Origin of the sequence: Kitasatospora sp. NPDC053057 (assembly GCF_044546945.1) — a bacterium.
Lineage (GTDB): Bacteria > Actinomycetota > Actinomycetes > Streptomycetales > Streptomycetaceae > Kitasatospora.
The window spans coordinates 244,142-260,350 of sequence record NZ_JBITZP010000003.1; the positions used below are offsets into that span (position 1 = coordinate 244,142).

The 16,209-nt window shown below is 74.4% G+C and carries 13 protein-coding genes; 10 read left to right on the forward strand and 3 right to left on the reverse strand.

What is annotated here, in order from left to right; genetic code table 11:
- Positions 1 to 3: 3 nt before the first annotated feature.
- The 5 genes from ACIG5E_RS05730 to ACIG5E_RS05750 all read left to right on the forward strand — a co-directional run bounded on the left by ACIG5E_RS05730 (position 4) and on the right by ACIG5E_RS05750 (position 5,164).
- Positions 4 to 1,212 carry an MFS transporter gene (locus ACIG5E_RS05730; protein WP_396531690.1) on the forward strand — a complete coding sequence of 403 codons (1,209 nt, stop codon included), beginning with the start codon at positions 4 to 6 and terminating at the stop codon, positions 1,210 to 1,212.
- A gap of 182 nt (positions 1,213 to 1,394) precedes the next feature.
- A complete protein-coding gene (locus ACIG5E_RS05735) occupies positions 1,395 to 1,628 on the forward strand; it encodes a hypothetical protein (RefSeq protein WP_396531692.1) in 234 nt (77 codons plus the stop codon).
- Between the two features lie 122 nt (positions 1,629 to 1,750).
- Positions 1,751 to 2,296, forward strand: coding sequence for a methylated-DNA--[protein]-cysteine S-methyltransferase (locus tag ACIG5E_RS05740; RefSeq protein WP_396531694.1), 546 nt, complete (start codon positions 1,751 to 1,753; stop codon positions 2,294 to 2,296).
- 223 nt (positions 2,297 to 2,519) lie between these two features.
- A complete protein-coding gene (locus tag ACIG5E_RS05745; RefSeq protein ID WP_396531696.1) occupies positions 2,520 to 3,941 on the forward strand; it encodes a family 2B encapsulin nanocompartment shell protein in 1,422 nt (473 codons plus the stop codon).
- A 173-nt stretch (positions 3,942 to 4,114) separates the two neighbouring features.
- Positions 4,115 to 5,164 carry a family 2 encapsulin nanocompartment cargo protein polyprenyl transferase gene (locus tag ACIG5E_RS05750; RefSeq protein ID WP_396531698.1) on the forward strand — a complete coding sequence of 350 codons (1,050 nt, stop codon included), beginning with the start codon at positions 4,115 to 4,117 and terminating at the stop codon, positions 5,162 to 5,164.
- Positions 5,165 to 5,215: 51 nt separating this feature from the next.
- Here the strand turns inward: ACIG5E_RS05750 and ACIG5E_RS05755 are convergent, their stop codons facing one another.
- Positions 5,216 to 6,256, reverse strand: coding sequence for an NAD-dependent epimerase/dehydratase family protein (locus ACIG5E_RS05755; RefSeq protein ID WP_396531700.1), 1,041 nt, complete (start codon positions 6,254 to 6,256; stop codon positions 5,216 to 5,218).
- 207 nt (positions 6,257 to 6,463) lie between these two features.
- Here ACIG5E_RS05755 and ACIG5E_RS05760 point away from each other — a divergent pair, with 207 nt between their 5' ends.
- Together ACIG5E_RS05760 and ACIG5E_RS05765 are read left to right on the forward strand one after the other, a co-directional pair.
- The gene (locus ACIG5E_RS05760; protein ID WP_396531702.1) at positions 6,464 to 7,801 is read left to right on the forward strand and encodes a DUF1254 domain-containing protein; all 1,338 of its coding nucleotides are present in this window, start codon (positions 6,464 to 6,466) and stop codon (positions 7,799 to 7,801) included.
- A 65-nt stretch (positions 7,802 to 7,866) separates the two neighbouring features.
- Positions 7,867 to 9,201, forward strand: coding sequence for a DUF1254 domain-containing protein (locus ACIG5E_RS05765; RefSeq protein ID WP_396531704.1), 1,335 nt, complete (start codon positions 7,867 to 7,869; stop codon positions 9,199 to 9,201).
- 43 nt (positions 9,202 to 9,244) lie between these two features.
- Here the strand turns inward: ACIG5E_RS05765 and ACIG5E_RS05770 are convergent, their stop codons facing one another.
- A complete protein-coding gene (locus tag ACIG5E_RS05770) occupies positions 9,245 to 11,125 on the reverse strand; it encodes a sigma-70 family RNA polymerase sigma factor (RefSeq protein WP_396531705.1) in 1,881 nt (626 codons plus the stop codon).
- Between the two features lie 150 nt (positions 11,126 to 11,275).
- On the opposite strand from ACIG5E_RS05770, the gene radA reads away from it, so the two are divergent.
- Together radA and disA are read left to right on the forward strand one after the other, a co-directional pair.
- Complete coding sequence (gene radA / locus ACIG5E_RS05775; RefSeq protein ID WP_396531707.1) at positions 11,276 to 12,787, forward strand: DNA repair protein RadA; 1,512 nt, start codon at positions 11,276 to 11,278, stop codon at positions 12,785 to 12,787.
- Between the two features lie 202 nt (positions 12,788 to 12,989).
- Entirely contained in the window at positions 12,990 to 14,048 is a 1,059-nt protein-coding gene (gene disA, locus ACIG5E_RS05780; RefSeq protein WP_030284398.1) for a DNA integrity scanning diadenylate cyclase DisA, read from the forward strand.
- Between the two features lie 134 nt (positions 14,049 to 14,182).
- On the opposite strand, the gene ACIG5E_RS05785 is transcribed toward disA, so the two are convergent.
- Positions 14,183 to 15,064, reverse strand: coding sequence for a hypothetical protein (locus ACIG5E_RS05785; protein WP_396531709.1), 882 nt, complete (start codon positions 15,062 to 15,064; stop codon positions 14,183 to 14,185).
- Positions 15,065 to 15,256: 192 nt separating this feature from the next.
- Here ACIG5E_RS05785 and ACIG5E_RS05790 point away from each other — a divergent pair, with 192 nt between their 5' ends.
- A complete protein-coding gene (locus tag ACIG5E_RS05790) occupies positions 15,257 to 16,171 on the forward strand; it encodes an A/G-specific adenine glycosylase (protein WP_396531711.1) in 915 nt (304 codons plus the stop codon).
- Positions 16,172 to 16,209: the final 38 nt, after the last annotated feature.

Sequence of the window (16,209 nt, forward strand, 5' to 3'; positions counted from 1 at the left end):
GCCGTGCTGGGCGAGCGCGAATTCACCCGCTTCTTCATCGGGTACACCACCTCCCTCCTCGGCTCCTCGATGGCGCCGGTCGCCGTCGCCTTCTCGGTGCTCGACAGCGGCGGGAGCGGCACCGACCTCGGCTGGGTGCTGGCCGCCCGGATCCTCCCGGTGGTGCTGGTCCTGCTGGCCGGCGGGGTGATCGCCGACCGGCTGGGCAGCCGGCGGCTGATGCTGGGCTCGGACGTCCTGCGCGGCCTCGTCCAGGCACTGTTCGCCGCACTGCTGGCGGCCGGGCACGCGCCGGTGTGGGCGATGGTGGCGCTGGTGGCGGTCTGGGGGATCGGTGAGGGGCTGTTCATGCCCGCCTTCGGCGCGATCGTGCCCGACCTGGTGCGCCGCAAGGAGCTGCTGGCGGACGGCAACACCCTGCTGGGCCTGTCCCGTTCGGTGTCCACGGTGGCCGGCCCCGCGCTGGCCGGCCTGGTCACGGCGGCGCGGGGCCCGGCGGCGGTGCTGCTGATCGACGCGCTGACGTACGGCGTCGGCGCCCTGGCGCTGACCGGTCTGCGGCTGCCCGACCGTCCGAAGGCGGACGGTGGGGACTCGATGCTCGGGGAACTGCGAGCCGGCTGGTCGGAGTTCACCGCCCGCCCGTGGCTGTGGATCACCACCGCGCAGATGGGCCTGTTCAACCTGCTGGTCTGGGCCCCGTTCCTGGTGCTCGGCCCGCTCATCTCGCAGCGGGAGCTCGGCGGCGCCCGGGCCTGGGGCCTGGTGATGGGCGCGTACGGGGCCGGCGCGGTGCTGGGCGGGCTGCTGATGCTCGGCCGCCGCCCGGAGCGGCCGCTCGCGGTCGCCACCGTGGCCGCCCTCGGCTGGGCGCTGCCGTCCGCCGCGCTGGCGGCCGGGGCGCCGCTGGCCTGGGTGGTGGCCGCCGCGCTGGTGGCGGGGGTCGGTTCGGCGGTCGGCGGGACGCTGTTCAACACCACGATGCAGCACTGGGTCCCGCCGGAGCTGCTGGGCCGGCTGACCTCCTTCGGGGCGCTCGGCGCCTTCGTCGCCGGCCCGCTCGGCCTGGCGGCGGCCGGTCCGCTGTCGGCCCGGTTCGGCGCCGGCGGGGTGCTGTTGGTCGGAGCGGTCTGGCAAGTTGCGGCCGGGGCCGTAGTGTTGGGCGTACCGGCCGTACGGAATCGTCGCTGGGAGGAGGGCCCGGACCACTGACTCACCCCTCGGACGGCTTCGGGGCGCACCCCCGGCCGGCACCGGTGCGGCCCACCGCGCACCGTACCCGGCCGGCCCCGGAGCGCAGCCGGTCGCTCCGCCCACGCGTGCGTGCCTCCGCGGCGGGCGGGGTGGCCGGGTCGGTCGTACCGTGGACGGAGGGGGTACGGAGGAGGTTGACCATGCCCGGTTCGCTCACCATCAGCCACCACCAGGCCGCGGCCACCCTGGACCACGCGGACGCGGAGCGGCTGGCCACCGTACTGGCCGACCTGGCGTACCTGCTGGAGATCCCGGCGCCGGACCGGATCACCGAGGCCCAGCTCGCCGTGCTGTGCGAGGGCCACTCGCCGGACCGCGCCGAACTGGTGCACTGGTGCGCGTCGACCGCCCGCAGGTTGAAGGAGCAGCTCTGACCGGACCGACCGAGCGCCCGCCCCGCCCGCCGTACGATGGCGCGCGGGGCGGGCCGGTCCGGAACGCCCCGCGGCCGCCGGGCTGGTCGGCGGCCGGCCCGGTGGAGGGTGGGGGCCCGAGCGTGCCGCAGTCCTGGTCGTTGTCCTGGCTGACCGTGCCGACCCCGCTGCCCAGCGGTCCGATGCACGTCGCGGTGACGCCGCTGGGCGTGGCGGCCGCCGGTTACGGCGGACGGGACGGCGAGGCGCCGCCGTGCACCGACCCCGCGAAGATCACCGCCGTCACCGAGCGGATCGGCGCCTACCTGGCGGGCCGCACCCGGGAGTTGGGGCTGCCGATCGACTGGAGCCTCAGCTCCGGGCCGCACCGCGCCGTCCTGCGCACGCTCTGGGAGCAGGTGCCGTACGGCCGGACCATCACCTACGGCGAACTGGCCGCCCGCAGCGGGGTGTTCGAGGACGTCACGGAACCCGGCCTGGCCGCCCGGACGGTCGGCCAGATGATGGCCGCCAACCCGGTGGCCCTGCTGGTGCCCTGTCACCGGGTGGTGGCGGCGGACGGGATCGGCGGCTTCGGCGGCGGCCGGGTCGGGATCGACGTGAAGCGCTGGCTGCTCACCCTGGAGGGGGTGCTGGAACCGACGCTGGACTGGAACGGCCCGCTGTAGCGTCACCCGCACGGTCGATGGGGGAAGATGTGGTGCGACGTTCCGATGGTTTCGAATAAATAGTCGAACAAATATCGATCAGGTGACCTAGTCGTACTATTTGTTCGGTTATTCAGAACCACTCAAACGAGTGATTGCGGGTCGCCCCCGAACGGGCCCACCATGAAGCTGCAACAAGAATGTGCAAGGCGACACTTCATCGGGCATGCGAAGGGTTCCCCCTATGTCGACCGAAACCAATGCCGGTATTCCTGCGCCGGGCGGGCAGCCGGAAATCCGGCAGCAGCAGTCCCTGAGCACGGCGGGCGCGCGGAACCTCGCCACGACCACCAAGTCCGCGCCCCAGATGCAGGGCATCAGCCCGCGCTGGCTGCTCAGGATGCTGCCCTGGGTGCAGGTCTCCGGTGGCACCTACCGGGTCAACCGCCGCCTGCGCCACAAGGTCGGCCGTGGCCGGGTGAGTTTCGTCAAGACCGGATCCGAGGTGCGGATCGTCCCGCAGACGCTGGCCGAGGTGCCGGTGCTGCGCGGCTACGAGGACGAGGCCGTGCTGGAGGAGCTGGCCGGCCGCTTCGTGCAGCGGCAGTTCAACCCCGGCGACGTCCTGGTCACCGCCGGCACGCCGATCAGCGAGGTCTTCCTGATCGCGCACGGCAAGCTCGACCGGCTCGGCACCGGCAAATACGGCGAGGAGACGGTGGTCGGCACCCTGGCCGACGGCGACCACCTGGGCGACGAGGCGCTCCAGGAGGAGGACGGCAGCTGGCCGTACACCGTCCGCGCCGCCACCGCCGGCACCGTGATGGCGCTCTCCTGGCCGTCCTTCCAGGAGCTGCACGACCGCTCCGAGTCGCTCCAGCTGCAGATCATGGAGTACCTGAACGGCTTCCAGCAGGCGCAGAACAAGCACGGCGAGGCCGCGATCGACCTCTCCGCCGGCCACCAGGGCGAGTACGACCTGCCTGGCGCCTTCGTGGACTACGAGCTCAAGCCGCGCGAGTACGAGCTGAGCGTCGCGCAGACCATCCTCAAGGTGCACAGCCGCGTCGCCGACCTCTACAACAAGCCGATGAACCAGACCGAGCACCAGCTCCGGCTGACCATCGAGGCCCTGCGCGAGCGCCAGGAGCACGAGCTCATCAACAACCCCGAGTTCGGCCTGCTGGAGAGCGCCGAGTACGACCAGCGGATCCAGACCCACTCCGGCCCGCCCACCCCGGACGACATGGACGAGCTGCTCAGCCGCCGCCGCAGCACCAGGATGTTCCTGGCCCACCCGATGGCCATCGCCGCCTTCGGCCGGGAGTGCAACAAGCGCGGCCTCTACCCGGGCACCGTCGAGGTCGAGGGCAAGCAGGTCAGCGCCTGGCGCGGGGTGCCGATCTTCCCGTGCAACAAGATCCCGATCGCCGACGGGAACACCAGCTCGATCATCGCGATGCGCGTCGGCGAGGACAACCAGGGTGTCATCGGCCTGCACCAGACCGGAATTCCGGACGAATACCAGCCGAGCCTTTCGGTGCGGTTCATGGGAATCGACGAGAAGGCCATCATTTCCTACCTGGTGAGCGCCTACTATTCGGCCGCGATCCTGGTTCCGGACGCCATCGGCGTCCTGGAGAACGTGGACGTCGCCCAGCGCTGACGACAGCCGCCGGCTCGACTTCCGAGCCGAATCCGCGCCGCCCGGCCGGGGGCACCAGCCCCGGCCGGGCGGCGCGCCGCGGCGCGTACGGCCACCGGCCCGCCGTCCCGGCGCACCCGGCCGCCCGACGGGCCGGCCGTCCCACGACAGGCGCCCTACAGGGGGAGGAACCCATGACGAGCTCCACGCTGGAGCGGGACCACAAAGAGGGCCACGAGGCGGCCGACATCCTCGCCCGCGCCCGCGGGCTGGTCGACCCGGTCCTGCGGGCCGCCGTCGACTCACTGCCCGGCACGATGCGCAAGGTGGCCGGCTACCACTTCGGCTGGTGGGAGGCGGACGGCACGCCCGCCGAGGCCCCCTCCGGCAAGGCGATCCGGCCCGCCCTGGTCCTCGCCGCCACCCAGGCCCTCGGCGGCAGCCCGGGCACGGCCGTCTCCGCGGCCGCCGCGGTGGAGCTGGTGCACAACTTCACCCTGCTCCACGACGACGTCATCGACCGGGACGACACCCGCCGTCACCGGGCCACCGCCTGGCGGGTGTTCGGCACCACCGAGGCCATCCTGGCCGGCGACGCGATGCACTCCCTGGCGCTGCGCCTGGTCGCCGAGGACGCCCACCCGGCCGCCCGCGGCTCGATCCGCCGACTCGCCGACTGCGTGGTCGAACTCTGCGAGGGCCAGCAGATCGACTGCGCCTTCGAGCGGCGCAACGACGTCTCGCTCGCCGAGTGCCTGGCGATGGCCGAGGCCAAGACCGGCGCGCTGCTCGGCGCCGCCTGCGCGATGGGCGCGCTGTACGGCGGCGGGTCCGAGGATGCGGCGCAGGCGATGGACGGCTTCGGCCGCGAGATCGGCCTGGCCTTCCAGCTGATCGACGACCTGATCGGCATCTGGGGGGACCCAGCGGTCACCGGCAAGCCGGTCGGCGCGGACCTGGTCGCCCGGAAGAAGTCGCTGCCGGTGGTCAAGGCGCTCGGCTCGGGCACCGCCGAGGGCGCCCGGCTCGCCGAGCTCTACGCGATCGAACGCCCGCTCAGCCCGGAGGAGTTGGCGCAGTGCGCGGCCGCCGTCGAGGCGGCCGGCGGGCGCGGTTGGGCGCAGGGCGAGTCCTGCGAGCGGATGGCCGCCGCGATGGCGCAGCTGGCCGTGGCCGTGCCGGAGCCGTCCGCGGCCGACGAACTGCTGGCCCTCGCCGAGCTGGTGACCCGCCGCACCCACTGAGGCCCCTCCTGGAGTGGGAAGTCGGCCCGGCCGACTTCCCACTCCGGCGCGTCACCCGTGCGCGGCCAACAGCCGCTGCTCCTTGGCCGGTTCGATGCCCTGTTTGAACAGCGACCCCGGCGCGGCCTTGCGCCCCTCGGCGTCGGTGTCCTCGACCGGTCCCCGGGTGCGCAGCCACTCCCAGGTGTCCCGCGCGGTCTCCGCGAACGGGCGGCAGCGCAGCCCGGCCTCCCGGGCGCGGCTGCTGTCGACCTGCCAGACGTACGCCCAGTCCGGCAGATCCGGTGCCCAGAAGGGGAGTTCGGACCAGGGCTCGACCCGGTCCGGCCCCTCGGCCAGCAGCGGACCGTCGTCGATCCGGACGAGCTCGGTGTCCGGGGCGCCCGCGACCTCCCGGCAGGTCTCCAGCCACTGCCCGAAGGTGAGCTGCCCGGGCGGCGCCGTGGTGAGGAAGCGCCCCGCCGTCCCGGCCGTCAGTAGGTCGAGCCCGAAGGCGGCGAAGTCCCGGACGTCGATCACCTGGATGGCCCGCCCCGGATCGCCGGGGGCGAGCACCCGCCCGCCGCGGGTCATCCGCTCCAGCCACCAGGGCAGTCGGCCGCCGACCTCGTAGGGCCCGACCAGTAGCCCGCTGCTGAGCACCAGGGTGCGTGCGGCGCCGAAGCCCCCCAGCGCCGCACGCTCGCCGCCGGCCTTCAGCTCGCGGCCGAACGGCTGGTCGGGCGGGGTGTCGGCGGGGCAGGGGAGGAGCGGGGAGTCCTCGGTGATCACCTGGGTGGCCCAGTCGGCGTGGGCGTGCACCGAGGAGACGAAGGTGTAGTGGTCGGCCCGCTCGCGCAGCAGCCGCGCGGAGAGCGCGACCTGGGCGGGCTGCTGGGCGGAGGTGTCGACGACGGCGTCCCAGTGGCGGCCTTCGACCAGCCGCGCCAGGTCCTCGGCGCTGTCGCGGTCGCCCCGGACGGCCTCGACCCCGGGCAGGTCGGGGGCGCGGCGGCCGCGGTTGAAGGTGGTGACCTGGTGGCCGCGGGCGAGTGCCTCGGTGGCGTAGGCGCGTCCGAGGAAGGACGAGCCCCCGAGCAGGAGGATCTTCATGCCGCCCAGCCTGCCCCAGCGGCCCCGCCGGTACGCCCGACTTAGCGCTGGGCAGAGCGCCAGAGCAGGTGCACCGGAGCAGGTGCACCGGCCGGGGCGCCGGGCTGAGCGCCGCCCGACGTGCCACCCCACCCCGCCCCACTTAGCATCCAAAATGTACCGATATGAGTCGATCCATGACCTGATCCGGCCTGGGAGAACGACAGCATGGTCAACCCGGCACTCGTCGATCCGGCCACCATCCGCGCGACCGCGGCCGAGGCCTGGATCCGCGGCCACCCCGTCCTGCGGACCTACGGCACCCTCTACGCCCAGGCCCTGGACGACGCGGACCCCGGCTACGTCGGCGGCTTCGGCGTCTTCCACCACACCGCGCGCCCGGCCACCCCCGCCGACACCGACGCCGTCACCCCCGACAACGACACCCTCCCCTCCCGTGCCTGGCTCGACCTGCGCGCCGAACCCTGGGTGCTCTCGGTCCCCGCCCAGGACCGCTACCACGTCCTCGCGGTGCACGAACTCGACGGCCTGCAGGCCGGGTTGATCGGTTCCCGGACCACCGGCCAGGACGCGGGGGACTACCTGGTGGCCGGCCCCGACTGGCAGGGCGAGCCCCCACCCGGCGTCAAGGACGTGATCCGCACCGCCACCCGGCTGGTCGGCCTGGTCGGCCACACCCGCCTCACCGGGAACGCCCCCGCCGACCTCGCCGCGCTGCGGGCCGTCCAGGACCAGTACCGGCTGCGCCCGCTGCACGAGTACGCCGGCACCCCGGCGCCCGCGCCCGCCCCCGAACCGGTCTGGCCGGTCTGGCGCGACGAGGTCCTGGAGAGCGTCGAGTTCCTCACCTTCCTGGACTTCCTGCTCGGCTTCTTCCCCCTCACCGACGAACTCCCGCCCGCCGAGACCGAGCTGCGCGGCCGCCTCACCGACCTCGGCATCGACGGCCGCGGCGAGTTCGAGCCCGCCGTCCTCCCGCTGGAGGTCCGCGCCGAACTCGACCGCGGGATCGCCGACGGCCGCGCCCGGCTGACCCGCGCCGTCGCCGAACTCCGAGACTCCGCCGGGCTGTTCGGCACCCGCGAGCAGCTCGGCGCGGACTTCCTCCGGCAGGCCGTTGCCGCCGAGCTCGGCCCGTACGGGCTGCCCGTCGAGGAGGTCTGGTACGGCCGCTGGGCGGCGGACGCCGAGGGCCGCCGCCCGCCGAACGCCAGCGACCGCGACCACCTGATCCGCTTCGCCCCGGACGCCCTGCCCCCGGCCCGCTTCTTCTGGTCCGCGACCATGTACGCGCTCCCCGGCCACCGGCTGGTCGACAACACCCTGGACCGCTACTCGGTCGGCGACCACACCCCCGGCCTGGTCCGCGACCGGGACGGCGGCCTCACCCTCTACGTCCAGCACAAGCGCCCCGCCAACGCCGAGCACTCCGCCAACTGGCTGCCCGCCCCGGACGGCCCGTTCGCCGTCGTGCTCCGGATCCACGGCCCGGAGGCGTCCGTCCTGGACGGCCGCTGGCAGCCCCCGCCGCTCACCCCGCGCTGACCAGCGCCCCCAGGCCCCGACCCGACCCGGCTTCGACCCGGCTTCGACCCGACGAAGGACCCCCGATGAACCTGCCCGAGCTGGAGGCCCTGGCCGCCGACGCCTACGTCTACGGCTATCCGCTCGTCGCCGGCCTCACCATGGTCGAGCGCTTCGCCAAGGGCGGCCTGGGCACCCTCCCGGCGGCGCCGTTCAACCACTTCAGCCACGCCACCCGGCTGGCCGGCCCCGGCGACCAGTTCGTCTCGGTCAACAACGACACGATCTACTCGATCGCCCAGCTCGACCTCTCCGAGGGCCCGCAGGTGCTGCACGTCCCGGACACCGAGGGCGCCTACTACGTGCTGCAGTTCATCGGCGCCTGGACGGACAACATCGCCTACCTCGGCAGCCGTGCCACCGGCACCGCCGCGCAGACCTGGCTGGTCGTCCCGCCCGACTGGCACGGCACCGCCCCGCACCCGGACCGGGTGATCGAACTGCCCACCACCCTCGGCACGATCATCGGCCGCTTCGCCTGCAACGGCCCGCGCGACCTCCCGCGGGTCAGAACGCTGCAGGCCGGGCTCCTCCTGGAGCCGCTGGAGCCCGGCGGCCTGGTCGCCGGGCTGCCCGAGCCCGACCCGGACGTCCCCGAGCGGCTGGCCTTCTTCGAGCGCCTGCGGGTGTGGATGCAGGCCTTCCCACCGGCCACCCCCGACATCGAGTACCAGCGCCGGTTTGCCCCGCTCGGCCTGCTGGACGATGGCACCTCGCCGTACCGCGCGGCCGCCGCGGAGTGGACCCTCGCGCTCGCCAAGGGCCTGGCCGCCGGACGCGAACGGGTCGAGGACGCCACCCGCCCGCCCGAGGAGCACCCGCCCGGCGAGTGGCGTTCCACGCTCCACCTCTTCGACTACAACCTCGACCACCTGGGCCCCGGCACCCTGGACGACCCCGAGTGGCGCATCCCCGACCGCCGCGCCGCCTACCTCAGCCGCGCCGCCGCCGCCCGGGCCGGCCTCTGGGGCAACCACGCCTACGAGGCCTCGTACGCGGTGACCTACGACGACTCCGACGGGCGCCCGCTCACCGGCGCCAACAGCTACACCCTCCGCTTCGAACAGCCCCCGCCGGCCGAGGCCTTCTGGTCCGTCACGATGTACTCGGTGCCGGACTACTACCTGGTGGAGAACCCGATCGGCCGCTACTCGATCGGTGACCGCACCCCCGGCCTGGTGTACGGCCCGGACGGCTCGCTGACCCTCACCCTCCAGCACGAACCGCCCGAGGACCCGACGGCCGCCGCCAACTGGCTCCCCACCCCGCTCGGCGAGTTCCGCCCGATCATCCGGCTCTACCAGCCGAAGCCGTCGGTGCTGGACGGCAGCTACCAGGTCCCCCCGATCCACCGCACCTGACGCCGACCTCTGCCACCCCCGGCCCGGCCGCCCCGGGTTCCTCCTACCGCCCCGACGCCGTCGCCGCCCCCGTCGGGTGCGGCGACGCACCGCCCGTCGGAGTCGCCGAGGGCGCCGCCGTACCGGTCGGCGATCCGGAGGGCGACGGCGCGCCCGAGCCCGACGGCGACGGCGTGCCCGTACGGCTCGGCGTCGACGAGGGCGAAGCCGTGGCGGTGGTCGTGGCCGTGGCCGTCGCCGACGGCCCCCCGCTCGGCGTCGACGAGGGTTCCGACGACGGCGACGCCGAGGGGGACGCGGACCCGCCGCGGTTCTGCGGCCCGCCCTCCAGGGTGACCACCGCCTGCGAGGGCGGCAGTGCGATCCGGGCGGTCCAGCGGGTGGTGGGCGCGAGGTCCTCGTCCACGGTGACGATCACGGTGATCCGCTGCCCAGGCGCCAGCGTCCCCGAGTCGCGGCTGAGCCGGAGCCAGCCGGCGTCCGTCACGGCGTGCCAACGGATCTCCGTGGTGCCGGAGTTGGTGAGGGTGAGCACCGTCCGGCTGCCGTACTCCCCGGCCTCGACGGTGAGCAGCCCGGCCGGGGCCTGGTCGGCCGGGCCGGGGGCGGAGGCCTGTTCGACCACGGGGGCCGGCGCGGCCACCAGGGTGGGGCTGCCGAGCGGGGTCGCGCCGCAGCCCGGCACCGGGACCAGCGGTCCCTGGAAGGTGAGCCGCGGAAAACCGGGCAGCAACGTTTCTGCACCACCCGCGCCACCCACGCCGCCCGCACCCCCGGCCCCCGCACCCGCCAACTCCAGCCCCGGCATCCCCGCACCCCCGGCCGCATCCGCCCCGGCCGCCGACCCCGCCGCCCACGGCGACCGCTCCCCGGCGTCCCGCCCGGCCTCGTCCACCCGCACCGCCGAGACCGAGGCCGCCGACCCCGCCCCGCCACCGCCCCGGTGCCCGGCCCACAGCGCGACCACCGGCGCCGCCAGAACGGCCGCGAGCACCCCGGTGGTCACCACCCGCCGACGGACCGCCAGCCCCCGGCCCGCGTCCGGCGCCCGGTGCCGGGGGAAGCCGCCGTGGTCGAACCGCAGCCCCGGCTCGGCCGTCACCGAGTTCCGCCGTCCCGCCGCCCCGCCCGCCGGGGAAGCCGCTGCGCCCGCCGAGGAAGCCACCCCGCCCCCCGAGGAGGGCGCCGTCAGCAGCGGCAGCCCCGACAACCCCGCCGCTCCCTCGGCCGCCTCCCCGGCGGCCACCCGCTCCGCCGTCCCCCGGCAGGTCGGGCAGTCCACCACGTGCTGCACCAGCTCCCGCCGCAGCGCCGGGCCGAGCACCCAGTCCCGCCAGGACTCCGCCCCGGCCCCGCCCAGCCGGTCCAGCTCGGGGCAACTGCCCACCCCGAGCACCAGCAGCGCGGCCCTGGTCCGGGCCACCTCGGCCTCGGCGGCCGCGAGCAGCCCGCGGGTCCGGTCGAACGGCAGTCCCAGGACGGCCGCCACCTCCAGCGGAGTCAGCCGGTGCCGGACGGACAGCTCCAGCGCCTCGCGCTGCTCCGGGTCCGTCCCGGCCGCCTCCGGCCAGGCCAGCGAGGCCAGCTCGCGCCGCCGCCGGACCGCCTCGGCCTCGGTCGGCTCCGCCCCGGGCGCTGCTCCGGGTTCCGCCCCGGGTTCCGCCTCCCCGCCGCCCCCGTCCGCCAGCCGCCGCAGGCAGCAGTACCGGGCCAGCGAGAACAGCCAGGCCCGCACCAGCCCGGGTTCGGCCAGCCGGGCGCCGTGCCGCCGGGCCAGTTCCCGGACCTCGCGCAGGGCGTCGGCGGCCGCGTCGTGTTCGCACAGCACCGAGAGGCAGTAGGTGAACAGGCCGTCCACCTGCCGGTCGTACGCCGCGAGCACGGCGTCCTGCGCCCCGAGGGGCCCAACAGTTCGCGTTGTCACCCGTCCGACGGTAGGGACAACGGGCCGCCCGTCCCCGCCATTCGCCGCGTATGTACTTCTTTCGGGTAACAACATCGCCCATCTGTGTGGGCGCGCGGCGCGTCGGGTCGCGGACCGCGGCTGTCACACCCAGGCACTACCGTGGGCCGCATGCCTCCGCGTTCCAAGACCACCGCCAAGCCGCGCCCGGCCTACCGCTGCACCGAGTGCGGCAACCAGTTGCCCAAGTGGGTCGGCCGCTGCCCGGAGTGCAACGCCTGGGGCACGGTCGAGGAGTACGGCGCGGTGCCGATCCGCACCACCGCGGCCGGCCCGGTCAGCGCGCCCGCCCGCCCGATCGCCCAGGTCGACGGCCAGGTCGCGACGGCCCGCTCGACGGGCGTGCCGGAGCTGGACCGGGTGCTCGGCGGCGGCCTGGTCCCCGGCGCGGTGGTGCTGCTGGCCGGTGAGCCCGGCGTCGGCAAGTCCACCCTGCTGCTGGACGTCGCCGCCAAGGCGGCCACCGGGCAGCACCGCACCCTCTACGTCACCGGCGAGGAGTCGGCCGGCCAGGTCCGGCTGCGCGCCGACCGGATCAACGCCCTCTCCGAGCACCTCTACCTCGCCGCCGAGTCCGACCTCGGCGCGGTGCTCGGGCACATCGAGGCGGTCAACCCCGGCCTGCTGATCCTGGACTCGGTGCAGACCATCGCCTCCGCCGAGCTGGACGGCGCCCCCGGCGGCCCGGCCCAGGTCCGCGAGGTGGCGGGCGCGCTGATCCGGGCCTCCAAGGAGCGCGGCATGGCCACCCTGCTGGTCGGCCACGTCACCAAGGACGGCCAGATCGCCGGCCCGCGCCTGCTGGAGCACCTGGTGGACGTGGTGCTGAGCTTCGAGGGCGACCGGCACGCCCGGCTGCGGCTCATCCGCGGGGTCAAGAACCGCTACGGCGCCACCGACGAGGTGGGCTGCTTCGAGCTGCACGACGAGGGCATCGTCGGCCTGGCCGATCCGTCCGGCCTCTTCCTGACCAGGCGTGACAAGCCCGTCCCCGGCACCTGCCTCACCGTCACCCTGGAGGGCAAGCGCCCGCTGGTGGCCGAGGTGCAGGCGCTGATGGTGGATTCGCAGATCCCCTCCCCGCGCCGCACCACCTCCGGCCTGGAGTCGCCCCGGATCGCGATGATCCTGGCCGTGGTCGAGCGGCACGGCGGGGTGAAGCTCGGCAAGCAGGACATCTACACCGCGACGGTCGGCGGGGTGAAGCTGACCGAGCCCTCCGCCGACCTCGCGGTCGCGCTCGCGGTGGCCAGCTCCTCCACCGACACCCCGTTGCCCAGCAACCTGGTGGCGATCGGTGAGGTCGGCCTGGCGGGCGAGGTTCGGCGGGTGACGGGTGTGCAGCGCCGGCTCGCCGAGGCCCACCGGCTGGGCTTCACCCACGCCCTGGTCCCGCCGGACCCGGGCAAGGTGCCGCAGGGCATGAAGGTGGTCGAGGTGGCCGACATCGGCGAGGCGCTGCGGGCGATCCCCGGCCGTCGCCGGGCCGCGGCCAAGCCGCGCGGCGAGGGGCGTGGTGAGGCCCCGTCGGCCCCCCCGGCGCCCCGGGCGGCGAAGGTCCCGGCGTACCCGGAGGAGCTGATGGACGGCTGGGAGCCGCTCGACTCCGACGAACTGCGCTGACCCAAGCCCTGCCGAAGCCGCACGCAGTTAGACTTTCCCCAGTCTCATTGGCCAGAAGGCAGTACCGAAGCGGTACTGAGCGACAGAGCAACAGACCGCGGACCGGCGCACGGCGCGAGGCGCGCGGCACGGGGTCGACCGGAGGAGTCACGTGGCAGCCAGCGACCGGGGGGCGGACAAGGCCTCCCGTGAGGAGGCCCTGCTGCGGGCCTCCCTCACCGCCATCGCGCCCGGTACCGCGCTTCGTGACGGCCTGGAACGGGTCCTGCGGGCCAACACCGGCGGCCTGATCGTGCTGGGTTTCGACAGGACCGTAGAGTCCCTGTGCACCGGCGGCTTCGTGCTGGACGTCGAGTTCAGCGCGACCCGGCTGCGCGAGCTGTGCAAGCTCGACGGCGCGGTGGTGCTGGACAAGGACATCACCAAGATCGTCCGGGCCGGCGTCCACCTGATGCCGGACTCCACCATCCCCACCGACGAGACCGGCACCCGCCACCGCACCGCCGAGCGGGTCAACCGGCAGACCGGCTACCCGGTGGTCGCGGTCTCGCACTCGATGCGGCTGATCGCCATGTACGTCAACGGCACCCGCCGGGTGCTGGAGGACTCCACCACCGTCCTGTCCCGCGCCAACCAGGCGCTGGCCACCCTGGAGCGCTACAAGCTGCGCCTGGACGAGGTGGCCGGCACGCTCTCCGCCCTGGAGATCGAGGACCTGGTGACGGTCCGGGACGTCACCGCCGTGGCCCAGCGCCTGGAGATGGTCCGGCTGATCGCCACCGAGATCGCCGGCTACGTGCTGGAGCTCGGCATCGACGGCCGCCTGCTCTCGCTCCAGCTGGACGAGCTGATCGCGGGAGTGGAGCCGGAGCGCGAGCTGGTCGCCCGGGACTACTTCCCGGAGCGCGCCGCGAAGAAGGGCCGGACGGTCACCGAGGTGCTGGGTGACCTGGAGGCGCTGACCCACGCCGAGCTGCTGGACCTGCAGACGGTCGCCAAGGCGCTCGGCTACTCCGGCTCGCCGGAGTCCCTGGACTCCGCCGTCTCCCCGCGCGGCTACCGCCTGCTGGCGAAGATCCCGCGCCTGCCCAACACGGTCATAGAGCGCCTGGTCGAGCACTTCGGCGGCCTGCAGAAGCTGCTCGCCGCCAGCATCGACGACCTGCAGACGGTCGAGGGCGTCGGCGAGACCCGCGCCCGCTCGGTCCGCGAGGGCCTGTCCCGCCTTGCCGAATCGTCCATCCTGGAACGCTACGTCTGACCCGACGCGCGGCAGACCGCGGACGGCCCCCGGAGAAACGCTTCCCCGGGGGCCGTCCCGCATCTTCGGGGCCCACGACGCCGGAGCCCCCGACCGCAACGCGATCGAGGGCTCCGTGGTGGATTGACGGTCGCTCAGTTGTCCAGCCGGATCGAGGTCCGCGCGGACACCTTGTCCCCGGAGAGCCCGGTGAGCTCCGCGAGCACCACGTACGTGCCGCTCGCCGGCGCCGTCTGGTCGGCGGTCGCGCACTGCGGCTTGCTGCGGCTGCGGTCCCAGGTGAAGGTCTCGGTCTGGCTGCTGTTCGCCGGGATCTGCACCCAGATGTTGCCCTTGTCGGGCGGGCAGTCGCCGGAGGACCAGACCCGGTCGTTGTTGCTGCCGCTGCTGACCGTGATCACGGAGGCGGTGCGGCCCAGGTCCACCCGGCAGTTGGTGCCGGAGGAGTTCTTGACCGTCAGGGCCAGCTTCGGCTTGTCCTTGGGCTGGTACGAGTTCTGGGTGCCCGCCAGCTCCAGGGCCACCTGCGAGGAGGAGCAGACCGGAAGCGCCATCACCTCGGGGGTGTTCACCGCCGGGGCGCCGCCGCCCGAGCCGCCGGCCGAACCGCCGCCGGACCCGCCCGCCGGGGGCGGGTTGCCGCCGCCCGAGCCACCGGAGCCACCGGCACCGCCGGAGCCACCGGCACCACCCGTGCCGCCACCGCTGAGGCCGACCTCGCTGCCGCCACCGCTGGCCACCGGCCCGCCGCCGGTGCCGCCAGTGGCGGGGTGCGCCGCAGGGCCGCTCGGCGAGGCGCCGGGCGTGATCGCCTGAGCCGGCGTCTGGCTCTCGGACTGGGGGGGTGCGGCCTGGGCGGCCTTGCTCTGTGAACCGCCGTCACCGCCCCCGCCCTGATCGGACATCAGCCAGGCGATCAGGGCGACGACCGCCGCGACGGCGACGAGCACGACGACGCGCCGACGCCAGTAGATCGAGGCCGGCAGCGGTCCCACGGGTTGACGCAGAGAGGGCACGATCAAACTCTACGAGACTGTGTGTGGCGATTGACTCACCAACACCGCACAGTCGCCCCTTCTTTCACATGATCCGCAATTTGATCCGTTCGAGGGAGATCCCGAACCGTGACTTCCGGGCCATTCCGGTCAAAGCGGAACGCAAGTCTCCACTTCGGTCGCGTCCCCCCGCCGTGGGAGGATCGAAGGGCCATGACTGCCATCACCGCCACCGAAGCCCCCTCGCCGCCGATGCCCCTGCCGCTGCTGCACTCGACCGTCATCGACTGGTACGAGGCCAGCAAGCGAGACCTGCCCTGGCGGACCGCGGACGCGACGCCCTGGGCGGTCATGGTGAGCGAGTTCATGCTCCAGCAGACCCCGGTGAAGCGGGTGCTGCCCGCCTGGCAGGCCTGGCTCACCCGCTGGCCCACCCCCGCCGACCTCGCCGCCGAGGCGCCCGGCGAGGCGGTCCGGATGTGGGGCCGGCTGGGCTACCCGCGCCGCGCCCTGCGGCTGCACGCGGCCGCCGTGGCGATCACCGAGGAGCACGGCGGCGAGGTCCCGGACGACCACGCCACGCTGCTCTCGCTGCCCGGGGTGGGGGAGTACACCGCTGCCGCGGTCGCCTCCTTCGCCTTCCGCCAGCGGCACGTGGTGCTGGACACCAACGTCCGCCGGGTCTTCGCCCGCGCGGTGACCGGCGTCGAGTACCCGGCCACCGCCACCACCGCCGCCGAGCGCCGCACCGCGACCGCCCTGCTGCCCGACGAGGCCGGGACGGCCGCCACCTGGGCGGTCGGCGTGATGGAGCTGGGCGCGCTGGTCTGCACCGCCCGCGGCCCGGAGTGCGGGGACTGCCCGCTGTTCACCGTCTGCGCCTGGCAGCGGGCCGGCCGCCCGCCGTACGAGGGCCCGGCCCGGCGCGGTCAGACCTACGAGGGCACCGACCGCCAGGTGCGCGGCAAGCTGCTCGCGGTGCTGCGCGAGGCGCACGGCACGGTGCCGCAGGCCCGGCTGGACGCCGTCTGGCCGGACGCGGTGCAGCGCGCCCGCGCCCTGGACGGCCTGGTCGCCGACGGCCTGGTCGAGCCCGTCGAACAGGGCGTCTACCGGCTGCCGCGGTAATTCCGGGGCGGCGACACGAACGGTCGCCGCCCCGGAAT